The following is a 16,304-nucleotide window of genomic DNA, read 5'->3' on the forward strand; positions in this document are numbered from 1 at the left end:
ATCTGGTCCTATCCAAATCTGAACGCGCTTTCGACCGCGCCCAATACGTGATCCTCGAGGGTCTTTTCCCCCCGATCCGCAAGCGCGGCGCCGGCCACGACGTGCAATGGAATTAGATGTTCCTCGCGCGGATTGGCGTCGCGTGCGCCGGGTGCCCGATCCCAAGCAGCCAGCATGGCGCGGCGCGCCCCGGGGTCTTCATGGGTCACCGCACCCGTGAGCCATCGGTCGAAGTCGCCGCCGTTCACCGGGCCATCGGGTCCGCCCCTCATCGCCCGCATCATCTTGCCCATGTTGTGATAGGTGTTGCCGGACCCGATGATCAGAACACCTTCGTCTCGCAAGGGCGCCAACGCGCGACCAGCAGCAAGATGCGCCTCAGCGTCGAGATCGTCGCGCAGGCTCAGTTGGACGGTAGGTATGTCGGCCTCAGGCAAAGCCACCTTTAGCGGAACAAACACCCCATGATCGAAGCCACGCGTAGCGTCGGCCCGGGTTTCAAAACCCGCGCCATTCAATAGCTCGCTTGCACGGGCCGCCAGCGTAGGATCGCCTAGCGCGGGCCAGGTCAGCTGATAAGTATGGGGGGGAAACCCCTGATAGTCGAACAGCAGCGGCGGCGCGGAGTTGGTCTGCACGGTAAACACCCGTTCCTCCCAATGGCCTGAGATCACGAGAAGCGCCTTGGGCTTTGCCGGCAGGCTCGCAGGCAAAGCCTCAAGGAATCTGCGGTGCCTGTCCCAGGTGTCAGGCGGGTTCCAGTCCATGAAGAAGCAAGGGCCGCCTCCATGGGGAACAAACACTGTCGGCTGCCTTTCGGTCATTCTGTCGTCCTTTTGAACCCCAAGCCCGAGGGTGGATGGCCAGCGCCGTGGCAACTCCGCATCGGATTAATTCGTCTCTGTCGGAAACGTCGGCGCATATGCCGACTTTACCGCACGCACGCGATTGGCTGTCATCCACGAGGCGATCAGGAGCACCCAGGTCGCAAGAGCCGGTGGCCAGCCTGGATCGCCCGCGCCCACATGCGCCCCGAACGCCAACACCAGATGCCAGAACATCGCCGCGTAAGCCCAGTCCGCCAGCATCGCCGAAGGGCGCCAGAGAATCACCACCGCGCCGACAATCTTCAAAATCGCGAGCGGCCAGATGATGTATGTGGGATAGCTCAACACCTCGCGATACATGCCCGCGACCATATCGTGGGATGAGATGTAGAAAGTCGCCGCACCCAGATAGACCAGCGCCACAAGGCCGGTCGCGATCCAGTAGACATACTTTGCCACGTTGTCACTCATCACCGCACTCCCTGTTTGCAAGGGCTTGTTCAGCCGCAGTTTCCGCTCTAAGTACCTTTAGGTGTCTTGCATCGTTCGTGAAAGTAGGCACTTAAAAGTAACTAGATTACTTTAACCGCGAGGATAATCCACGATGAAGAGCGTCCAGCCCCCCTCATGCCCGATGGAGGCGCTTCTGCGTGTCATCACAGGCCCTTGGACGATCTATATACTCTGGGTTCTGTCCGAGCAGGGACCGCAGCGTTTCGGCGCGCTCAAGCGTTTGGTGCCCGGCATTTCCACCCGGGTCCTGACCGAGAGGCTGAGAATGCTGGAACATGCTGGCGTTGTATGGCGCGAGCAGGCCATGACCATCCCACCCGCTGTCACCTACGGGCTGACTGAGCGCGGCGCGGAACTGCGCGGCGTGCTGGACAAGCTTGGCTCGATCGCACGCCGCTGGGAGGCCGAGGGTGCCTTTGTCGGGACCGCAAGCGCGGCAGAATGACGGTACCCCTCCTGTTCGCGGGATAATCCCGCGCCCGAGAACAACTCAGGCAGAATCAGACCCGAAGCTCATGACGAATTGAAAACGGCGCTAGAAAAAGCCGCCAAGCGGCGCTTGGTGGGGTAGATCCGCACAGCTTTACGCTTTGCTGCTAAATCAACTTCTATCTACTATACTCACTAGACGGTACAGTAAAGCTTGTAACCGCCTAGTCCTGCCTGGGATAGAGAGAACGAGATGCCCGTGAGAAAAATGGCCGACGTCATGATTGGTGCGCGCGAGGTTTTCTTCCGATGCGGTTACGAAGGAGCCACGGTCGATGCAATTGCCGCTGAAGGAAAAGTGTCGAAGGCAACCATGTATTCGTATTACCCGACCAAGGAGCAACTGTTCCTGAGCGTGGTTGAATCCGAATGCGGTCGGCTTGCGGACGAAATCCTCCGGCCCTTGATCGCGTCTTTGGAGCCGCGCGCCCAGTTGGAAGAACTCGCCCTTCGCATGGTCGACCTCACCTTGGACGACACCTACATCCGTCTCCTGCGAACGTGCGTTGGCGCCTCCGAGGCACTGCCCGAAGTGGGTGAGGTTTATTTTCGCGCAGGCCCGAAACCTGCCCGCGAACTCGTCGGTCGGATTCTGGAGCGCCTTACGCGCGAAGGCGCGCTCGATGTCGATGACGTCCGGCGCGCGTCCGATCACTTCATACACCTTTGCGTTTCGGGGCTACTTATGCCGCGCCTTCTCGCAGTGAAACGAGCTGTCCACCGCGAGCAACATGCGCGCGAAGCGGTCGCTGCATTCCTGCGACTTTACGGTAGCGGCCACAGAGACAAATTTTCAGATTGAGCTCGCTTGCCAAATACGGGGCAGCGCATTAGCTCGCCCAATGACTTAACCGACCGGACGGTACAGGGTGACTGCACAAGTGGAAAAGCAACCGAAGAACGCCTCGCCGAAGATTCTCGGCGCTGCGCGGGCGATTGCGCTGCGAGAAGGCGCGGGAAAGATCACGATCGACGCCGTCGCTCGGGAATCCGGCCTCAGCAAGGGTGGGGTGTTGTACAACTTCCCCACCAAGAAAGCGCTTCTGGCCGGGCTGCTCGACGAAATGCTCGCGGAGCACCGCGAACGTCTGGCGTCGGTCCCGGAAGGGCACAGTTCCCGCACCCTGCGCGGTCATCTCGAGACAGTTCTGCAAGCCGTAAGCACCGATGATGACCTTTCGATGGCTATTCTCGCGGTTTCGGCGTCGGATCCGAATCTTCTGGACCCGCTGAGAAGAGAGCTGTCCCGTGATGTCGAGCGCATCCGTTCGGACGCGCAGGACGACACTGCGGCGATGGTTCTTTTTTTGGCGATCCAGGGTCTTCGTTTCCAGAGGCTTCTTCGCCTCGCGGATGGTGACGACGATCAGCAAGACGCCGCCATCGACAGATTGAAGGACATGATAAATGAGCTTGAATAGAACCAGATACTTCCGAGGAGGTGCCGCTGGATTGGTCGCCCTTCTTCTCGCCATTGTCCTTCTCGTGCAATTCAACCCGGACATCGCATCCAAGGTCTTCGCGCAGACTACGGATGAGGTTTCCGGTGCCGATGCGCAAGGGAGCGCCGAGCAAGACATGGCCCAACCGGTCACGGTCGAAGTATCGCGTGCCGAGCTTCGCGATAGCGATAGGGCGCGCAGCCTGGCAGGCCGCGTGGAGCCCGCCCGGACCGTGGATATTGCCTTTCAGGTTTCGGGTCAGCTTTCCGACCTCGCGGTAGATGCTGGGACTCGGGTCGAGAAAGGCGATTTAATTGCCGCGCTCGACCCAGTCGATTTCGAATTGGCCGTGGATCGGGCGCAGGCCTCTTTCGACCTCGCAAAATCCGAATACGATCGTGCGTTGAGTCTGACCGAGAGGGGGGTGGCGACCGACGCCCGACTTGAAACGAACCGCGCGCAGCTTGCTCAGGCAGAAGTCGCCCTGCGTGAAGCGGAGCGACGCTTGGCTCAAGCCACGATCACCGCGCCCTTCGACGCCATTGTCGCGCGCATCTTTCTGGAGGAGTTTTCGAACGTCACCCCTGCGGCTCCGATTGCCAGGTTGCAGGACATCAGTGAAATGCGGGTGCGGATTTCGCTGCCCGAGGAACTCGCCGCGATGGCACGGGCCCAGCCCGATGCATTCAGGGTAACCGCCTCTTTCCCCGCCGTGCCGGGATATGACGCAACTCTGTATCTGCGGAAATTCGTGACCGATGCAGACCCCACAGCCCAAACCTATGACGTCGAGTTTGCAATCGAGGGCGCCATCGACCCGAGATTGCTGCCCGGAATGACGGCGAATGTGCGCGTAGCCGCCGCCGCGGAGGGTGCGCAATCGCGGTTGGTAGTCGTCCCGGTCTCGGCGATCGACACGACGAGCCGGAGCGAGCCGTCCATCTGGCTGTATGACGAGGGGACCGGCCGGGTGTCCCGTAAGACGATCCGCCTGGGGCTGCCGAACGACGACGAAATCGTCGTGCTTGAGGGGCTCTCCGGAGACGAACTGGTTGTGTCCGGCGGGTGGTGGCGCCTGAAGGAAAACGAAACAGTCGCGGTTCGCGGCCTCTGAACGATCCTGGACCGGAAAACCGAAACCATGACAATGAGTATTTCCCGCGCAAGCATCCGACGTCCGGTCGCCGTTTGGCTGGCAATTATCTTTTGCCTTCTCGGCGGTTTGTGGGGGCTGAACACGGTCGGACGCCTCGAAGACCCGAGTTTCACGCTCAAGACGGCGCTCGTTTTCGTGCCCTATCCGGGCGCGACGGCGATGGAGGTGGAAGAGGAAGTCACCGATGTCGTGGAAAGCGCACTCCAACAGATGAAGCAGCTCGACCGGGTGGAATCGAAATCCATGCCGGGCATGGCCCAGATCACGGTCGAGATCGAGATGACCTATGGGCCCGACGAGATTCCGCAGGTCTGGGACGAGATGCGCCGCCGTATCCGCGACATCGAAGGAGAGCTTCCCTCCGGTGCGCAGTCTCCGATCATCAATGACGATTTCGGCGACGTCTACGGCATGTTCTACGCTGTGAGGGCCGATGGGTTGAGCGCCTCGGAACAGCGAGACCTCGCGACTAAACTGCGGCGCGACCTTGTCACCGTCGACGGGGTGGCCAAGATCGAGGTTCAGGGGCTGGCTGAAGAGGAGATCATCATTTCGATCCCTTCGGCGCGCCTGACCGAACTGGGCCTGCCACCGGACCAGATCCTCGGTATCATCGCCGACGAAAACCAGGTTTTCTCCAACGGCGAGATCAGCGAAGGGCTGTCTCGGCTGGGCGTGTCCGTTCCGCCGGGTTATGTCAGCGTCGAGGGCATAGAGGCGCTGCGGCTCGGCGCCCCCGGAGAGGTCGGGCAGATTGCGCTCTACGACATCGCTCGCGTGGTCCGAGAGGAGACAGAGCGGCCGAGCCAGATCGTGCGTCACAATGGCACGCGGGCCTTCACCCTCGGGGTCTCGGCGCTCGTGGACCGCAACGTTGTCGAGGTCGGCAGATCGGTCGAGGCACGGCTGGACCAGCTGAAGACCGAATTGCCGGACGGCGTCGAGATCGTACCGATCTATGAACAGCATAAGGTCGTCGACGAAGCGGTCTCGAGCTTCCTCGTCGGCCTCGGTCAATCCGTGGCCATCGTCATCGGGGCGCTGATGCTGACCATGGGTTGGCGCGCGGGTTTGGTCGTGGGTGCCACGCTGGGCCTCACGGTTTTTTCCACACTGTTTTTCATGTCTGTCTTCGGCATCGAGATGGAACGGATCAGTCTCGGGGCTTTGATCATCGCCATGGGCATGCTGGTCGACAATGCCATCGTGATCGCCGAAGGCATGCTGATTGGCATGGCGCGGGGCAAGTCCGCCGAAGACGCCGCCGCCGATACAGAGACCGCGACAGGGTTTCCCCTGCTTGGGGCCACCGTGATCGGGATCATGGCGTTTTCGGGCATTGGGCTATCGCCAGACGCCACCGGAGAATTCCTGTTCTCGCTTTTCGCGGTTATCGCGATTTCGTTGCTGATGAGCTGGATCCTCGCCGTAACCGTTACACCCTATCTTGGGAAGCTCCTTCTGAAGGCGCCAAGAGACACCTCCAAGGACCCCTATCGCGGCTTAGTCTATTCGGCTTATCGCGGTTTCCTCTGGATGGCGCTGCGCGCCCGCGTGCTCGTAGTCCTGACGGTCGTCGGAATCACGGTCTGGTCGGTCATGGCCTTCGGCCAAGTCAAGCAGGCTTTCTTTCCGGCGTCGAACACCCCGATATTCTACGTCGAATTCCAGATGCCACAGGGCACGGACATTCGAGCCACGAATGAAGAAATGGCCCGGCTCGAGGCGATCATCTTAGGCGAGGAGATAGTGACGGACGTTACAACGCTTGTCGGGCGAGGGGCCAGCCGCTTCATGCTGACCTACAACCCTGAGCAGGCCGATGCGAGCTACGGTCAGCTGATCGTGCGTGCGACCGATGCCACACTCATCCCCGATGTTGCGGCGCGTCTCAATCGCGAACTGCCGGCGCAATTCCCCAATGCTCTTATCCGCGTCGAGGAGATCGTCTTCGGTCCGCCTGCCGGGGCCGATGTCGCCGTTCGCTTTTCGGGACCCGATCCGGTAGTCCTCCGGCAGCTATCGGATAACGCGCTTGCGATCTTCGACGAGACCGGCACGATCACAAACCCGCGCACAGACTGGCGACAGCGCGAAATTCTCGTCGAACCCATCGTCGACGAGGCTCGCATGCGGTTGGCCGGTGCGACTCGCGGATCGATTTCCGACACCGTGCAATACGGGACCTCGGGCCTGCGGGTCGGCACCCTGCGCGAAGGCGATGCCGAAATCCCTATGTATCTGCGGCTTCCCGAGGTCGAGCGCGACGGGCTGGATCGTTTGCGCGATCTCTCCGTCTGGTCGCCGGGTGCAAATGGCTATGTGCCGATGGCCAACCTCGTCTCCGGCTTTGAGCCCCGCCTCGTCGAGGCCCTTATCCACCGCCGCGACCGTGAGCGTACGATAACGGTCCTCGGCGGTGCAGGCGGCGACCTGACAGCAGATGAGGCCTTTCGCAGTGTCCGCTCTGATATCGAAGCCATTCGGCTTCCCGAAGGCTACACGATGGAATGGGGTGGCGAGTTCGAAAGCGCGGGAGAAGCGCAGGCAAGTCTCGGCAAACAGCTTCCCTTGGGCTTTCTGGTAATGCTGACAATTTCGATCCTGATGTTCAACAAAGTGCGCCAGCCACTGATCCTGTGGCTCGTGGTTCCGATGTCGGTCACGGGGATGGTTCTTGGTCTGCTGTTCACTGGGCTACCGTTCACGTTCACGGCGCTTCTCGGCTTCTTGTCCCTTTCCGGGATGCTGATGAAGAATGCCATTGTGCTGGTGGAAGAAATCGATCAGCAACGCGCCGAAGGTGTCGAGGACTATCAGGCGGTAATCGATGGCTCGGTCAGCCGTTTGAGGCCCGTCGTGCTGGCTGCGGGCACAACGATTTTCGGTATGACTCCGCTCATATCAGACGCCTTCTTCGCATCGATGGCTGTCACAATCATGGGTGGCCTCGCGTTCGCCTCGATCCTGACACTGGTCGCGGTGCCGGTATTGTATGCGCTGTTCTTCTTGATCAAGCCGCCTAAACAAGAAAACGCTCCTTCAGGTTCCCCAGCGACAGCCTGAACGCAGATGCAGTTATAAGCGTTTCTCTGAGCGCCCTCGACCCGTCTTAAGGACGGTGTAGGCATGTTCCGTCGCCTCAAGCGCGCCTTCGAGAAAACCGCCGAATGTCGGAGCCACTTCGGTGCCGCCAAAGACGAGCGCTTCGTCCCACAGGCCTGAAAGAACGCACGGCAGGCCATAGTTCGGGTGGGCAAAAAAGACAGCGAAACTGCGGCTGGCAGCACGCCAGGCGCACTCCCGCTCCATGGTCTAGGCCTTCAAGGCATGGACCGAGGCCCAACTGCTACGCATTCCCGGCAAGGACGGTCTCGCGAAGGCCTTCCGCTATGGTCTCAGCTGCTGGCCGTCATTCGAGCTCTTCCTTGGAGATGGCCGCGTCGGCATCGACGACACCACCGCCGAGCGCGTCATGCGCCCGATCAGCATCGGGCGAAAAAACTGACTTTTTGCAGGCTCCGACAGCGGTGGCGAAACGCTGTCCCGGGCGATCTCCCTTGTCGAGACAGCCAAGATGAACGGCCACGATCGGCAAGCCTGGCTGGCCGAAATCCTCGACCGCATCCACAATCACATGACCAACCCGCTCAACGAACTGCTTTCATGGAACTGGACGCCGATAAACTGATCCGCGGTAACAACCGGGCGGTTACGTTTTTGGGGAAGTGATTACCTTTGAATCTTGAGGTCCGACTTCGCCTTTGCTAGGAATCGAACAACCATTAGAAAATTAGCAAAGTCGAAAGTGCAGATGTCTGGACCCCTTGATCAACTGAAGATTATAGAACTTGGTCACGTAATTGCCGGACCACTTGCGGCAGCTTTACTCTCGGATTTTGGTGCAGATGTCATCAAGATCGAAGCCCCCAACCGGACGGATATGATGCGCGACCTTGGACCCAAGGCAGAGGATGGGGTGGGCGTCTGGTGGAAGACTTTGGGCCGTAACAAGAAAACACTAGGCCTGGACTGGAAGTCCGACGAGGGCCGGGACATCCTGCGAAAGTTGGTCGAAGATGCCGACGTGCTGATCGAAAATTTCCGACCGGGTGTGCTGGAACGTGCCGGTGTTGGGCCAGACGTCTTGCACGATTGGAACCCGGACTTGGTTGTCTTGCGGGTTTCAGGTTACGGACAGGACGGTCCGATGCGCGACGTGCCAGCGTTTGGGCGTGCTGCGGAGGCCATGAGTGGATTAGCGCATCTGACCGGTTTTCCCGACGGGCCGCCGATGCACCCCGGCTTTCCGGCGGCCGACAGCACGACAGGGCTGATGGGCGCTTTGGGAATCATGATCGCGCTATTTGCTCGCGAAAAGGGCATTGCACGCGGTCAGGTCGTCGATCTTGCGGTGTTCGAGGCGTTGCTTCGGTTGATGGACTATCCTGTTCCCGCATTGACGGGCGCGAACCTCTCGCCGCGGCGCAATGGGCTGCGCCAGCCGATGGACTTTGCTCCGGGGGGGATGTTCCGAACGTCCGATGGGGTGTGGCTGACCGTTTCCGCAGGGAGCGCGGAAACCGCGCACCGACTGTTGCGGGCAGTCGGCGGGGACGCCCTTGCCGATGATCCGCGGTTTGCGACACTCGGCGAGATGTCGCAGCACATGACGGTGGTCTTTGACGCGATCAATGATTTCGTCACGCAGCACACGGCTAAGGAAGTGGAGGCGGTATTCGCCCGCCATGATGCCGTTGCCTCGCGTGTGTTGAGTGTCGAGGAAATCGCGACGAACGAGCAGATACGCCATCGCGGGGATATCGTGTCGGTCGCTGGCGAACAGACTCAGGTCATTGGTCCGGTCCCTCATCTCAGCGCGACGCCCGGTCAGCTTCGTTGGCTGGGACGACCGCCTGGCGCAGACAGCCAAAGCATTCTGCGTGATCTTGGTTTTGACGATGAGCGGATCGCTGCCCTATGTGAGGCTGGGCTCGTAAGATTGGAAAGAGGGCGCGCGCTATGACATTTCGATTGACCGCCGACCAACAAGAGATTCGCGACCAGGTTCTGCGGATTTGCGCAAGGTTCGACGACGACTATTGGCTGGATCGGGATCGCAACGGTGGTTTTCCCCATGAACTGCACAGGGCAATGGCCGATGGCGCCTGGCTGGGTATCGCCATGCCAGAAGCTGTCGGCGGCGCTGGTCTGGGGATCACCGAGGCGACCATAATGATGCAGGCAATCGCCGAGTCGGGGGCCGGCGCAAGCGGAGCCTCGGCCATCCACATGAACATTTTCGGGCTCAACCCGGTGGTGAAGTTTGGGACCGATGAGCAGCGCGCGCGTATGCTTGGCCCTCTAATAGCAGGCGATGAAAAGGCCTGTTTCGCCGTGACCGAACCGACGACGGGGCTGGATACCACAAAGCTGAAGACCATGGCGGTGCGGCGGGGGGACAGATATGTCGTGCACGGACAAAAAGTCTGGATTTCTACCGCGCAGGTGGCAGACAAGATGTTGCTTCTGGCCAGAACAACGCGGCTTGAGGATGTGAGCAGCCCGACCGAAGGGCTGAGCCTGTTCTATACAGATCTCGACCGAAATTTCGTTGACGTGCGAGAGATCGAAAAGATGGGTCGAAAGGCTGTCGATTCGAACGAAGTCTTCATCGACGGATTGCCGATTCCGGCTGAGGACCTGATCGGGGAGGAGGGCAAAGGCTTTAGGCAAATTTTGCACGGGTTGAATCCCGAACGCATCCTGGTGGCCGGTGAATGCATCGGTATTGCGCGCAACGCACTGGCGCGAGCGGCGCATTATGCAAACGAACGTGTGATTTTTGACCGCCCGATCGGCCAAAATCAGGGTGTTCAGCATCCACTCGCCAAAGCCTGGGCGCGAGTGGAATCTGCCAATCTCATGGTGATGCACGCTGCAGCCCTCTACGATGCGGGAGAACCCTGCGGCGTCGAGGCGAACGCCGCCAAGCTTTTGGCCGCCGACGCCGCGGTCGAGGCGACCGAAGCCGCGCAAATTACGTTTGGCGGATTCGGATATGCTAAGGAATATCACGTGGAGCGACTGGTACGTGAAGCTCTGCTGTTCCGCATCGTACCGGTGACACCGCAGATGCTTCTGTCGTTCATAGCAGAAAAAGCCCTTGGACTTCCAAAGTCTTACTGATCGGAGATAACGGGCGGGGCTGGTGGGAAAAGTTGTCTTGACCAATTTTCTAACGCCCGTTAGATTACTGGCAGCTGCCCCTAATGGGGAATGGGAGGAGGCGTCATGAATAAGACGCAGTTTGGGTCTTCGAGGGAGGACCTATCAAAACGTGCAACCGTTTACGCAAGCGGTTTATTCACCGGCAAAGTCGTTGTGGTGACCGGGGCCGGAGGCGGATTGGGGCTGGCAATTGCGACCTTGTTCGCAAGGCTCGGGGCCAATCTGGCGATCAATGGACGCAACGAAGAGAAACTGGCTTTGGCCAAGGAGTTTCTTGAAAGTTTCGGGGGCGAAGTTTTCGCTGTGCCTATGACCATCCGGGAGCCTGAGCAGGTCGAGGATTTTGTCGCCAAGACGAACCAGGAGTTCGGGGCGATTGACGTATTGGTGAACAATGCTGGGGGTCAGTTTCCGCAAGCAGCGTTGGAGTTTAGTCCAAAGGGCTGGAATGCGGTCATAGACACCAACCTGAACGGCACGTGGTGGATGATGCAATCCACGGCGCGCCACTGGGTTGCCAACAAGCAATCGGGCTCCATCGTCAACATCGTGGCCGATATCTGGCGCGGCATGCCCGGCATCGCGCATACCTGTGCGGCCCGGGCAGGGGTAGTTTACCTGTCCAAGTCGGTTGCGGTGGAGTGGGCCCCGCACGGTATCCGAGTGAACTGCGTGGCGCCGGGTTGCTGCGAAAGCAACGGTTTCGGGAACTACCCTCCGGAGGGTTCTGCGACCTTTCAGGACTCCAACCCGATGCGGCACGCCGGGGACGAATGGGATGTCGCTGAAGGGGTTGTCTATATGGCGGCGAATTCAGGGAAATTCGTAACCGGAGAAGTTCTGAACATCGACGGTGGGCAGCAATTGTGGGGGGATCCATGGCCAACGGGGCGGCCGGACTACTTCCGGATTACCTGATGTTGGCCGTGAACCTTAGGGGGACAATGATATCTAGATGACGACAAGGATTAACACAGCAATCGGAGCCGATGATGGGGCGATACTGGAGTGCAGCGGGGTCGAACGACGGTTCGGCGGCATCGTCGCTGTCACCGGTGTTGACCTCGTTATTCGACAAGGGGAAATCTTTGGACTTGTCGGTCCGAATGGCAGCGGCAAGACAACGCTAACAAACGCAATTACCGGATTTTACCCGCCAAACGAGGGCAGGGTCCGGCTGGCAGGAAACGACATTACGGGTACGGCGCCTCACAAGGTTGCCAAGCTCGGCGTTGCCAGAACGTTCCAAAATCTTGCCCTGTTCAACGGGATGAGCGTTCTGGACAACATCCTGCTCGGGCGGCACATCCACATGAGCCCAGGCGTTTTGCGTACGGCGCTATATTGGTGGGCAGCACAGCGTGAAGAAATCGAGAACCGTAAAATCGTCGAGGAGGTGATCGAGTTTCTACAGCTCGAGAGCATTCGGCATGAGTTGGTCGATGGTCTTCCGATCGGGTTGAAAAAGCGGGTCGAGCTGGCGCGGGCATTGGTGGCCGAGCCACAGATGCTGATTCTCGATGAACCGATGGCCGGCATGAACCAGGAAGAGAAAGGGTATATGTCCCGTTTCATTCTGGATGCCCGTGCCGAACGCGGCGTCAGCGTTCTGCTGATCGAACACCATATGGATGTCATCACCGGCATTTGTGATCGGATGCTGGCACTGAACTACGGTGAAATGATCGCCAGTGGCATCCCCAAGGAGGTTGTGAAGGACCCGCGGGTCATCGAGGCATATATCGGAGGGTCGCATGACTGATTTTACGAAGAACCGGTCTTCAGGCGGCGAAACGATTGGTGCACTTCTGGCGAAGAACGCGTCGCTCCACGGAAAGGATATCGCCCGTCGCGAAAAAGAGCGTGGGATATGGAAAGAAACCACCTGGGCGGAATACGCCCAAGAGGTGGTGGCCTGTGCGGCTGGGCTTGAAAAAATCGGCGTGAAGCCTGGCAAAGCAGTGCTTGTTCTGGGCGATAACCGTGCGCGGCTCTATGGCGGCATGCTGGCTGTTTCGTTGCTTGGTGCCTACGCCATGCCCGCTTATCCGGGCGCAACTCTTGAGGAACTAAGGCACTTTCTTGGCGAAGTCGAGATCGTCGCGGCCATTGCGGAAGATCAGGAACAGGTTGACAAGATCCTGGAACTGAAGGACGCGGGCGCCGAGGGCATCGACCACATCATTTATGATGAAGCGCGCGGTCTTGGCTTCTACGAGGTTGAAGGGCTGTTGTCCTGGGATCACCTGATCGAAGTTGGTCAGCACGATCTGAACGAAACCCCGGGCCTGCGTGAGGAACTGCTTAGTCGTGCGAAGCCGGAAGATCCGGCCATTTTTCTGCACTCCTCCGGAACGACGGGCGCGCCGAAGGGCATCGTACTGAGTCAGAAGAACGTTCTTGCTGCTGCTCGGAATGGACATGCGGCGGGTGCCTTCGACGAAAATGAGGAGATCCTCGCGTACTTGCCGATGGCCTGGGTGGGAGACTACGCCATAACCGTTGCCGCGGCACTCCTTTGGCGTTTCACCGTGAATGTGCCTGAGCGCCAGGAAACGGTCGTGCGCGACATGCGCGAGATCGCTCCGACCTTCTATCTGGCGGCTCCGAGAAGCTGGGACCAGATGCTGACGACAATCCAGGTGGGTATCGAAAATTCGTCCCCTTTAAAGAAATGGCTGTACCATTTTTTCATGGATCGGGCCATCGCCGCTGAGACACGCAAGCTGAACGGAAAAAGCGGTGGTATATTGGAGCCTTTGGGCCGACTTTTGGGCGAGGCAATCATTTTCGGACCGATCAAGGACCAGTTCGGAATGAGCCGCCTCAAGAACGCGTTCACCGGCGGCGAAGCGATCGGCGAAGACACCTTTGTTTTCTACCGATCCTTGGGAATCAAATTGCGCCAACTCTATGGCCAAACCGAAAACAGCGCGATCAATGCAATTCAGTCTCCGGGTGAAGTGCGCCTTCATACCGTCGGCAAACCCGCGCCCGGCGTCGAGGTGACCATCGCCGAGGACGGGGAGATCCTGGTACGCTCGGACAGCGTATTCGAAGGGTACTTCAACAAACCCGAAGCGACCGCCGAAGCCCTTGAGGGCGGGTGGCTGCATACAGGTGATGCCGGGTATTTGGAGGAAGATGGACACTTGGTTGTTCTGGGGCGCGTCTCCGAGGTCATGCATACGGCCGGAGGCGAGCGGTTTGTGCCAAACTACATCGAGAACCGGTTGAAATTCAGCCCTTATATTAAGGATGCTGCCGTAATCGGCGCCGGGCTGAAGGAACTGACGGCGATGGTCTGCGTGGATTTCGAGGCCGTGGGGCACTGGGCCGAAGTGAACGGCGTACCTTACGTGTCATATGCCGATCTTTCTCAGCGTGAAGAGGTCGCGACGTTGCTTCGCGAGGCCTTCCAACGGGTCAACAAGGCCGTCACCGAACCATTGCGCCTGCAACGCTTTGTCAGTCTGCCGAAAGAATTCGACCCGGACGATGGTGAAATCACACGGACACGAAAACTACGGCGCAAGGTCGTTCAGGAACGCTATGCTGACGTGATCGCGGCGCTCTACGACGGTTCAAAAGAGGTCCATGTAAGCGCGCAGGTGACTTACGAGACCGGGGAAGTAGGGAAGGTCGAAAGAAGCCTTCCCATCAGGGAGGTATAAATGGACTGGGTCTTTCTATCAGAGCTTGCGATCAACGGAGCCTTGACGGGTCTGCTGTACTCGCTATTCGCCATCGGCCTTGTGCTGATTTACAAGGCATCTTCGGTGCCCAATCTGGCGCAGGGCGGGTTGACCATGGTCGGGGCCTATGTGGTCTTGGCGCTGGCACGCGACGTGGGTTTACCCTTGTGGCTGGCCATCCCTCTGGCTGCGGTTGTCATGTTCGGCCTTGGGTTCGGCATTGAGCGTGTTGCTTTGCGCCGTCTCGCAGGTCGGCCGGTTGTCATGATCTTGATGCTGACACTCGGCCTCGACATTTTCCTGCGGGGTACAACGCTTGCGATTTGGGGCGGGACGTCACGTTCGATGGAATTGGGCGTCAGCTATGATCCACTGTTTTTGGACGACATCTTCATCAGCCGCATCCATCTGGTTGGTGCCGGTGTTGCGCTCGCCTTGTTTGTCGCATTCATGCTGTTTTTCCGAACCCGGACCGGGATCAAGTTGCGGGCGATCGCGGATGATTACATGGCTTCGTGGTCGGTCGGCATCTCGGTTGAACGCGGAGTTGGCCTGTCCTGGGCGCTGGCATCTGTTGTTGCTGTCGCCGCGGGCGTTATCTGGGGCGGAATTCAGGGTGTCGATCAGGCGCTGTCGCTGTTGCTGCTCAAGGGTCTGACCGTTGCCGTTCTCGGTGGTCTCGACAGTATCCTTGGCGCCGTGATCGCGGGCATCATCCTGGGCGTCGTCGAAAACGTTGGCGCTGATTTCCTCGATCCGCTTGTCGGAGGCGGAAGCCGTGAGCTTATCGTCGCCGCCGTGCTCATTCTTACGGTCATGATCCGTCCGCACGGGCTATTTGGTCGTCACGACATCGAAAGGGTGTAAGGGATGTTTTACAGACTTTCTGGCGTCCATCACGCCGACTACGTTTCGGACAGCCGTATCTTCAAGGTGCCTGCCGACAGAAATCTGACAGCATTCATCTTTCTGATCGGTCTTGCCGCGCCGTTCATCATTCCGTCGCTTTACCTGAACAGCTACTTGCTTCCCTGGCTGATCTGGACGGCCGCCGCTTTGGGGCTGAACCTGGTGACAGGTTGGGCGGGGCAGCTTCACCTGGGCTATGCCGCGGTCATGGCGGTCGGCGCCTATTCGGCGATCCATGCCGCGCGTTTCGGGGTGCCGTGGGAATTCGCGCTGATCATCGGCGGGTTGACGTCATCCGTGATCGGCAGCCTGTTTGCTTTTGCCGCTTTGCGGGTCAAGGGACTGTACCTCGCCCTTACCACTCTTGCGATGCAATTTGTGATGGACTGGGTTCTGACCCACTCTCCGGCGATCTCGGGGGGCTCACACGCGTCGCTCCAGTCACCGACATTGGCGCTGCTCGGGCAAGAGATTACCACTGATACTGGCTTCTACTATGTCGCCTTCGGCTGGTGTGTCTTGGTGACGATCTTCATGCTTAATCTCAAGCGTACTGGACTCGGTCGCGCTTTGGTCGCTGTCCGTGAAAAAGATTTTGCCGCCGCGATCCTGGGTGTGAACAGTTTCTACTACAAAATTCTCGCATTCGCGACTTCGTCGTTCATCGCGGGCGTCAGCGGTGCGTTGCTTGTTGCCACCTTTTTCTTTCTCGCCGCACCCGAGCAATTCTCGGTTGCCGTTTCGATCCAGGTTCTTGCGATGGTGATCGTTGGAGGTCTTGGCAGCATCATCGGATCCTATTTTGGGGTTGCCCTGATCCTTCTTGTTCCGGGTATCGTGAACGGTCTCGTCGTCACGCTGAGTGAATGGATTGGCATGCAGATCAACGTTGAAACGCTCGCTCACATCCCGAACGCAGTCTATGGCGCACTGATCGTCATTATCCTTCTGATCGAACCACTCGGTTTGGGAAAACTCTACGGCAACATCAGAGACTACCTGATGGTCTGGCCCTTCGATCAGTTCAAGAAATAAGGGAATT

General features: G+C 59.1%; 15 protein-coding genes and 1 pseudogene. 13 read left to right on the top strand and 3 right to left on the bottom strand.

The genetic code is table 11. The annotated features are described in order from the left end of the window. Positions 1 to 8: 8 nt before the first annotated feature. Together ACGYK2_RS15225 and ACGYK2_RS15230 are read right to left on the bottom strand one after the other, a co-directional pair. A complete protein-coding gene (locus ACGYK2_RS15225) occupies positions 9 to 824 on the bottom strand; it encodes a class III extradiol ring-cleavage dioxygenase (protein WP_136340168.1) in 816 nt (271 codons plus the stop codon). A 66-nt stretch (positions 825 to 890) separates the two neighbouring features. Beyond that, positions 891 to 1,298: a DoxX family protein gene (locus tag ACGYK2_RS15230; RefSeq protein WP_043753122.1), complete on the bottom strand. Its 408-nt coding sequence runs from the start codon at positions 1,296 to 1,298 to the stop codon at positions 891 to 893. A gap of 133 nt (positions 1,299 to 1,431) precedes the next feature. Here ACGYK2_RS15230 and ACGYK2_RS15235 point away from each other — a divergent pair, with 133 nt between their 5' ends. From ACGYK2_RS15235 to ACGYK2_RS15255, 5 genes are all read left to right on the top strand, one after another. After that, complete coding sequence (locus tag ACGYK2_RS15235) at positions 1,432 to 1,785, top strand: helix-turn-helix domain-containing protein (RefSeq protein ID WP_229737775.1); 354 nt, start codon at positions 1,432 to 1,434, stop codon at positions 1,783 to 1,785. A gap of 252 nt (positions 1,786 to 2,037) precedes the next feature. Continuing rightward, the gene (locus tag ACGYK2_RS15240; protein ID WP_234163373.1) at positions 2,038 to 2,631 is read left to right on the top strand and encodes a TetR/AcrR family transcriptional regulator; all 594 of its coding nucleotides are present in this window, start codon (positions 2,038 to 2,040) and stop codon (positions 2,629 to 2,631) included. 67 nt (positions 2,632 to 2,698) lie between these two features. Beyond that, a complete protein-coding gene (locus ACGYK2_RS15245) occupies positions 2,699 to 3,250 on the top strand; it encodes a TetR/AcrR family transcriptional regulator (protein ID WP_234163372.1) in 552 nt (183 codons plus the stop codon). Beyond that, the gene (locus ACGYK2_RS15250; RefSeq protein WP_152467181.1) at positions 3,237 to 4,385 is read left to right on the top strand and encodes an efflux RND transporter periplasmic adaptor subunit; all 1,149 of its coding nucleotides are present in this window, start codon (positions 3,237 to 3,239) and stop codon (positions 4,383 to 4,385) included. The genes ACGYK2_RS15245 and ACGYK2_RS15250 overlap by 14 nt, the downstream gene beginning before the upstream one ends. Before the next feature lie 27 nt (positions 4,386 to 4,412). Next, positions 4,413 to 7,493, top strand: coding sequence for an efflux RND transporter permease subunit (locus tag ACGYK2_RS15255; RefSeq protein ID WP_394374332.1), 3,081 nt, complete (start codon positions 4,413 to 4,415; stop codon positions 7,491 to 7,493). Between the two features lie 12 nt (positions 7,494 to 7,505). Here ACGYK2_RS15255 and ACGYK2_RS15260 read toward each other — a convergent pair whose 3' ends face one another. Then, positions 7,506 to 7,739: a hypothetical protein gene (locus ACGYK2_RS15260; RefSeq protein WP_336246031.1), complete on the bottom strand. Its 234-nt coding sequence runs from the start codon at positions 7,737 to 7,739 to the stop codon at positions 7,506 to 7,508. On the opposite strand from ACGYK2_RS15260, the pseudogene ACGYK2_RS15265 reads away from it, so the two are divergent. The 8 genes and pseudogenes from ACGYK2_RS15265 to ACGYK2_RS15300 all read left to right on the top strand — a co-directional run. After that, positions 7,696 to 8,118: pseudogene (locus tag ACGYK2_RS15265) on the top strand (transposase); the annotation flags it as partial. The gene ACGYK2_RS15260 and the pseudogene ACGYK2_RS15265 sit on opposite strands and share 44 nt — an antisense overlap. A gap of 123 nt (positions 8,119 to 8,241) precedes the next feature. Continuing rightward, positions 8,242 to 9,453 (top strand): CaiB/BaiF CoA-transferase family protein, encoded by a 1,212-nt coding sequence (locus ACGYK2_RS15270; RefSeq protein WP_152467184.1) that lies wholly within the window; start codon positions 8,242 to 8,244, stop codon positions 9,451 to 9,453. Further along, positions 9,450 to 10,616 (top strand): acyl-CoA dehydrogenase family protein, encoded by a 1,167-nt coding sequence (locus tag ACGYK2_RS15275; RefSeq protein ID WP_172975950.1) that lies wholly within the window; start codon positions 9,450 to 9,452, stop codon positions 10,614 to 10,616. Before ACGYK2_RS15270 ends, ACGYK2_RS15275 begins: the two co-directional genes overlap by 4 nt. A 105-nt stretch (positions 10,617 to 10,721) precedes the next feature. After that, complete coding sequence (locus tag ACGYK2_RS15280) at positions 10,722 to 11,576, top strand: SDR family oxidoreductase (RefSeq protein ID WP_028284935.1); 855 nt, start codon at positions 10,722 to 10,724, stop codon at positions 11,574 to 11,576. 37 nt (positions 11,577 to 11,613) lie between these two features. Continuing rightward, positions 11,614 to 12,420: an ABC transporter ATP-binding protein gene (locus tag ACGYK2_RS15285; RefSeq protein WP_136340174.1), complete on the top strand. Its 807-nt coding sequence runs from the start codon at positions 11,614 to 11,616 to the stop codon at positions 12,418 to 12,420. After that, a complete protein-coding gene (locus tag ACGYK2_RS15290) occupies positions 12,413 to 14,332 on the top strand; it encodes a long-chain fatty acid--CoA ligase (protein WP_368999367.1) in 1,920 nt (639 codons plus the stop codon). The genes ACGYK2_RS15285 and ACGYK2_RS15290 overlap by 8 nt, the downstream gene beginning before the upstream one ends. Beyond that, complete coding sequence (locus ACGYK2_RS15295) at positions 14,333 to 15,220, top strand: branched-chain amino acid ABC transporter permease (RefSeq protein WP_152467186.1); 888 nt, start codon at positions 14,333 to 14,335, stop codon at positions 15,218 to 15,220. A gap of 3 nt (positions 15,221 to 15,223) precedes the next feature. After that, complete coding sequence (locus ACGYK2_RS15300) at positions 15,224 to 16,297, top strand: branched-chain amino acid ABC transporter permease (RefSeq protein WP_152467187.1); 1,074 nt, start codon at positions 15,224 to 15,226, stop codon at positions 16,295 to 16,297. Positions 16,298 to 16,304 lie beyond the last annotated feature (7 nt).

It is taken from the genome of Sulfitobacter sp. 1A10359 (genome assembly GCF_043558145.1).
GTDB lineage: Bacteria > Pseudomonadota > Alphaproteobacteria > Rhodobacterales > Rhodobacteraceae > Sulfitobacter > Sulfitobacter faviae.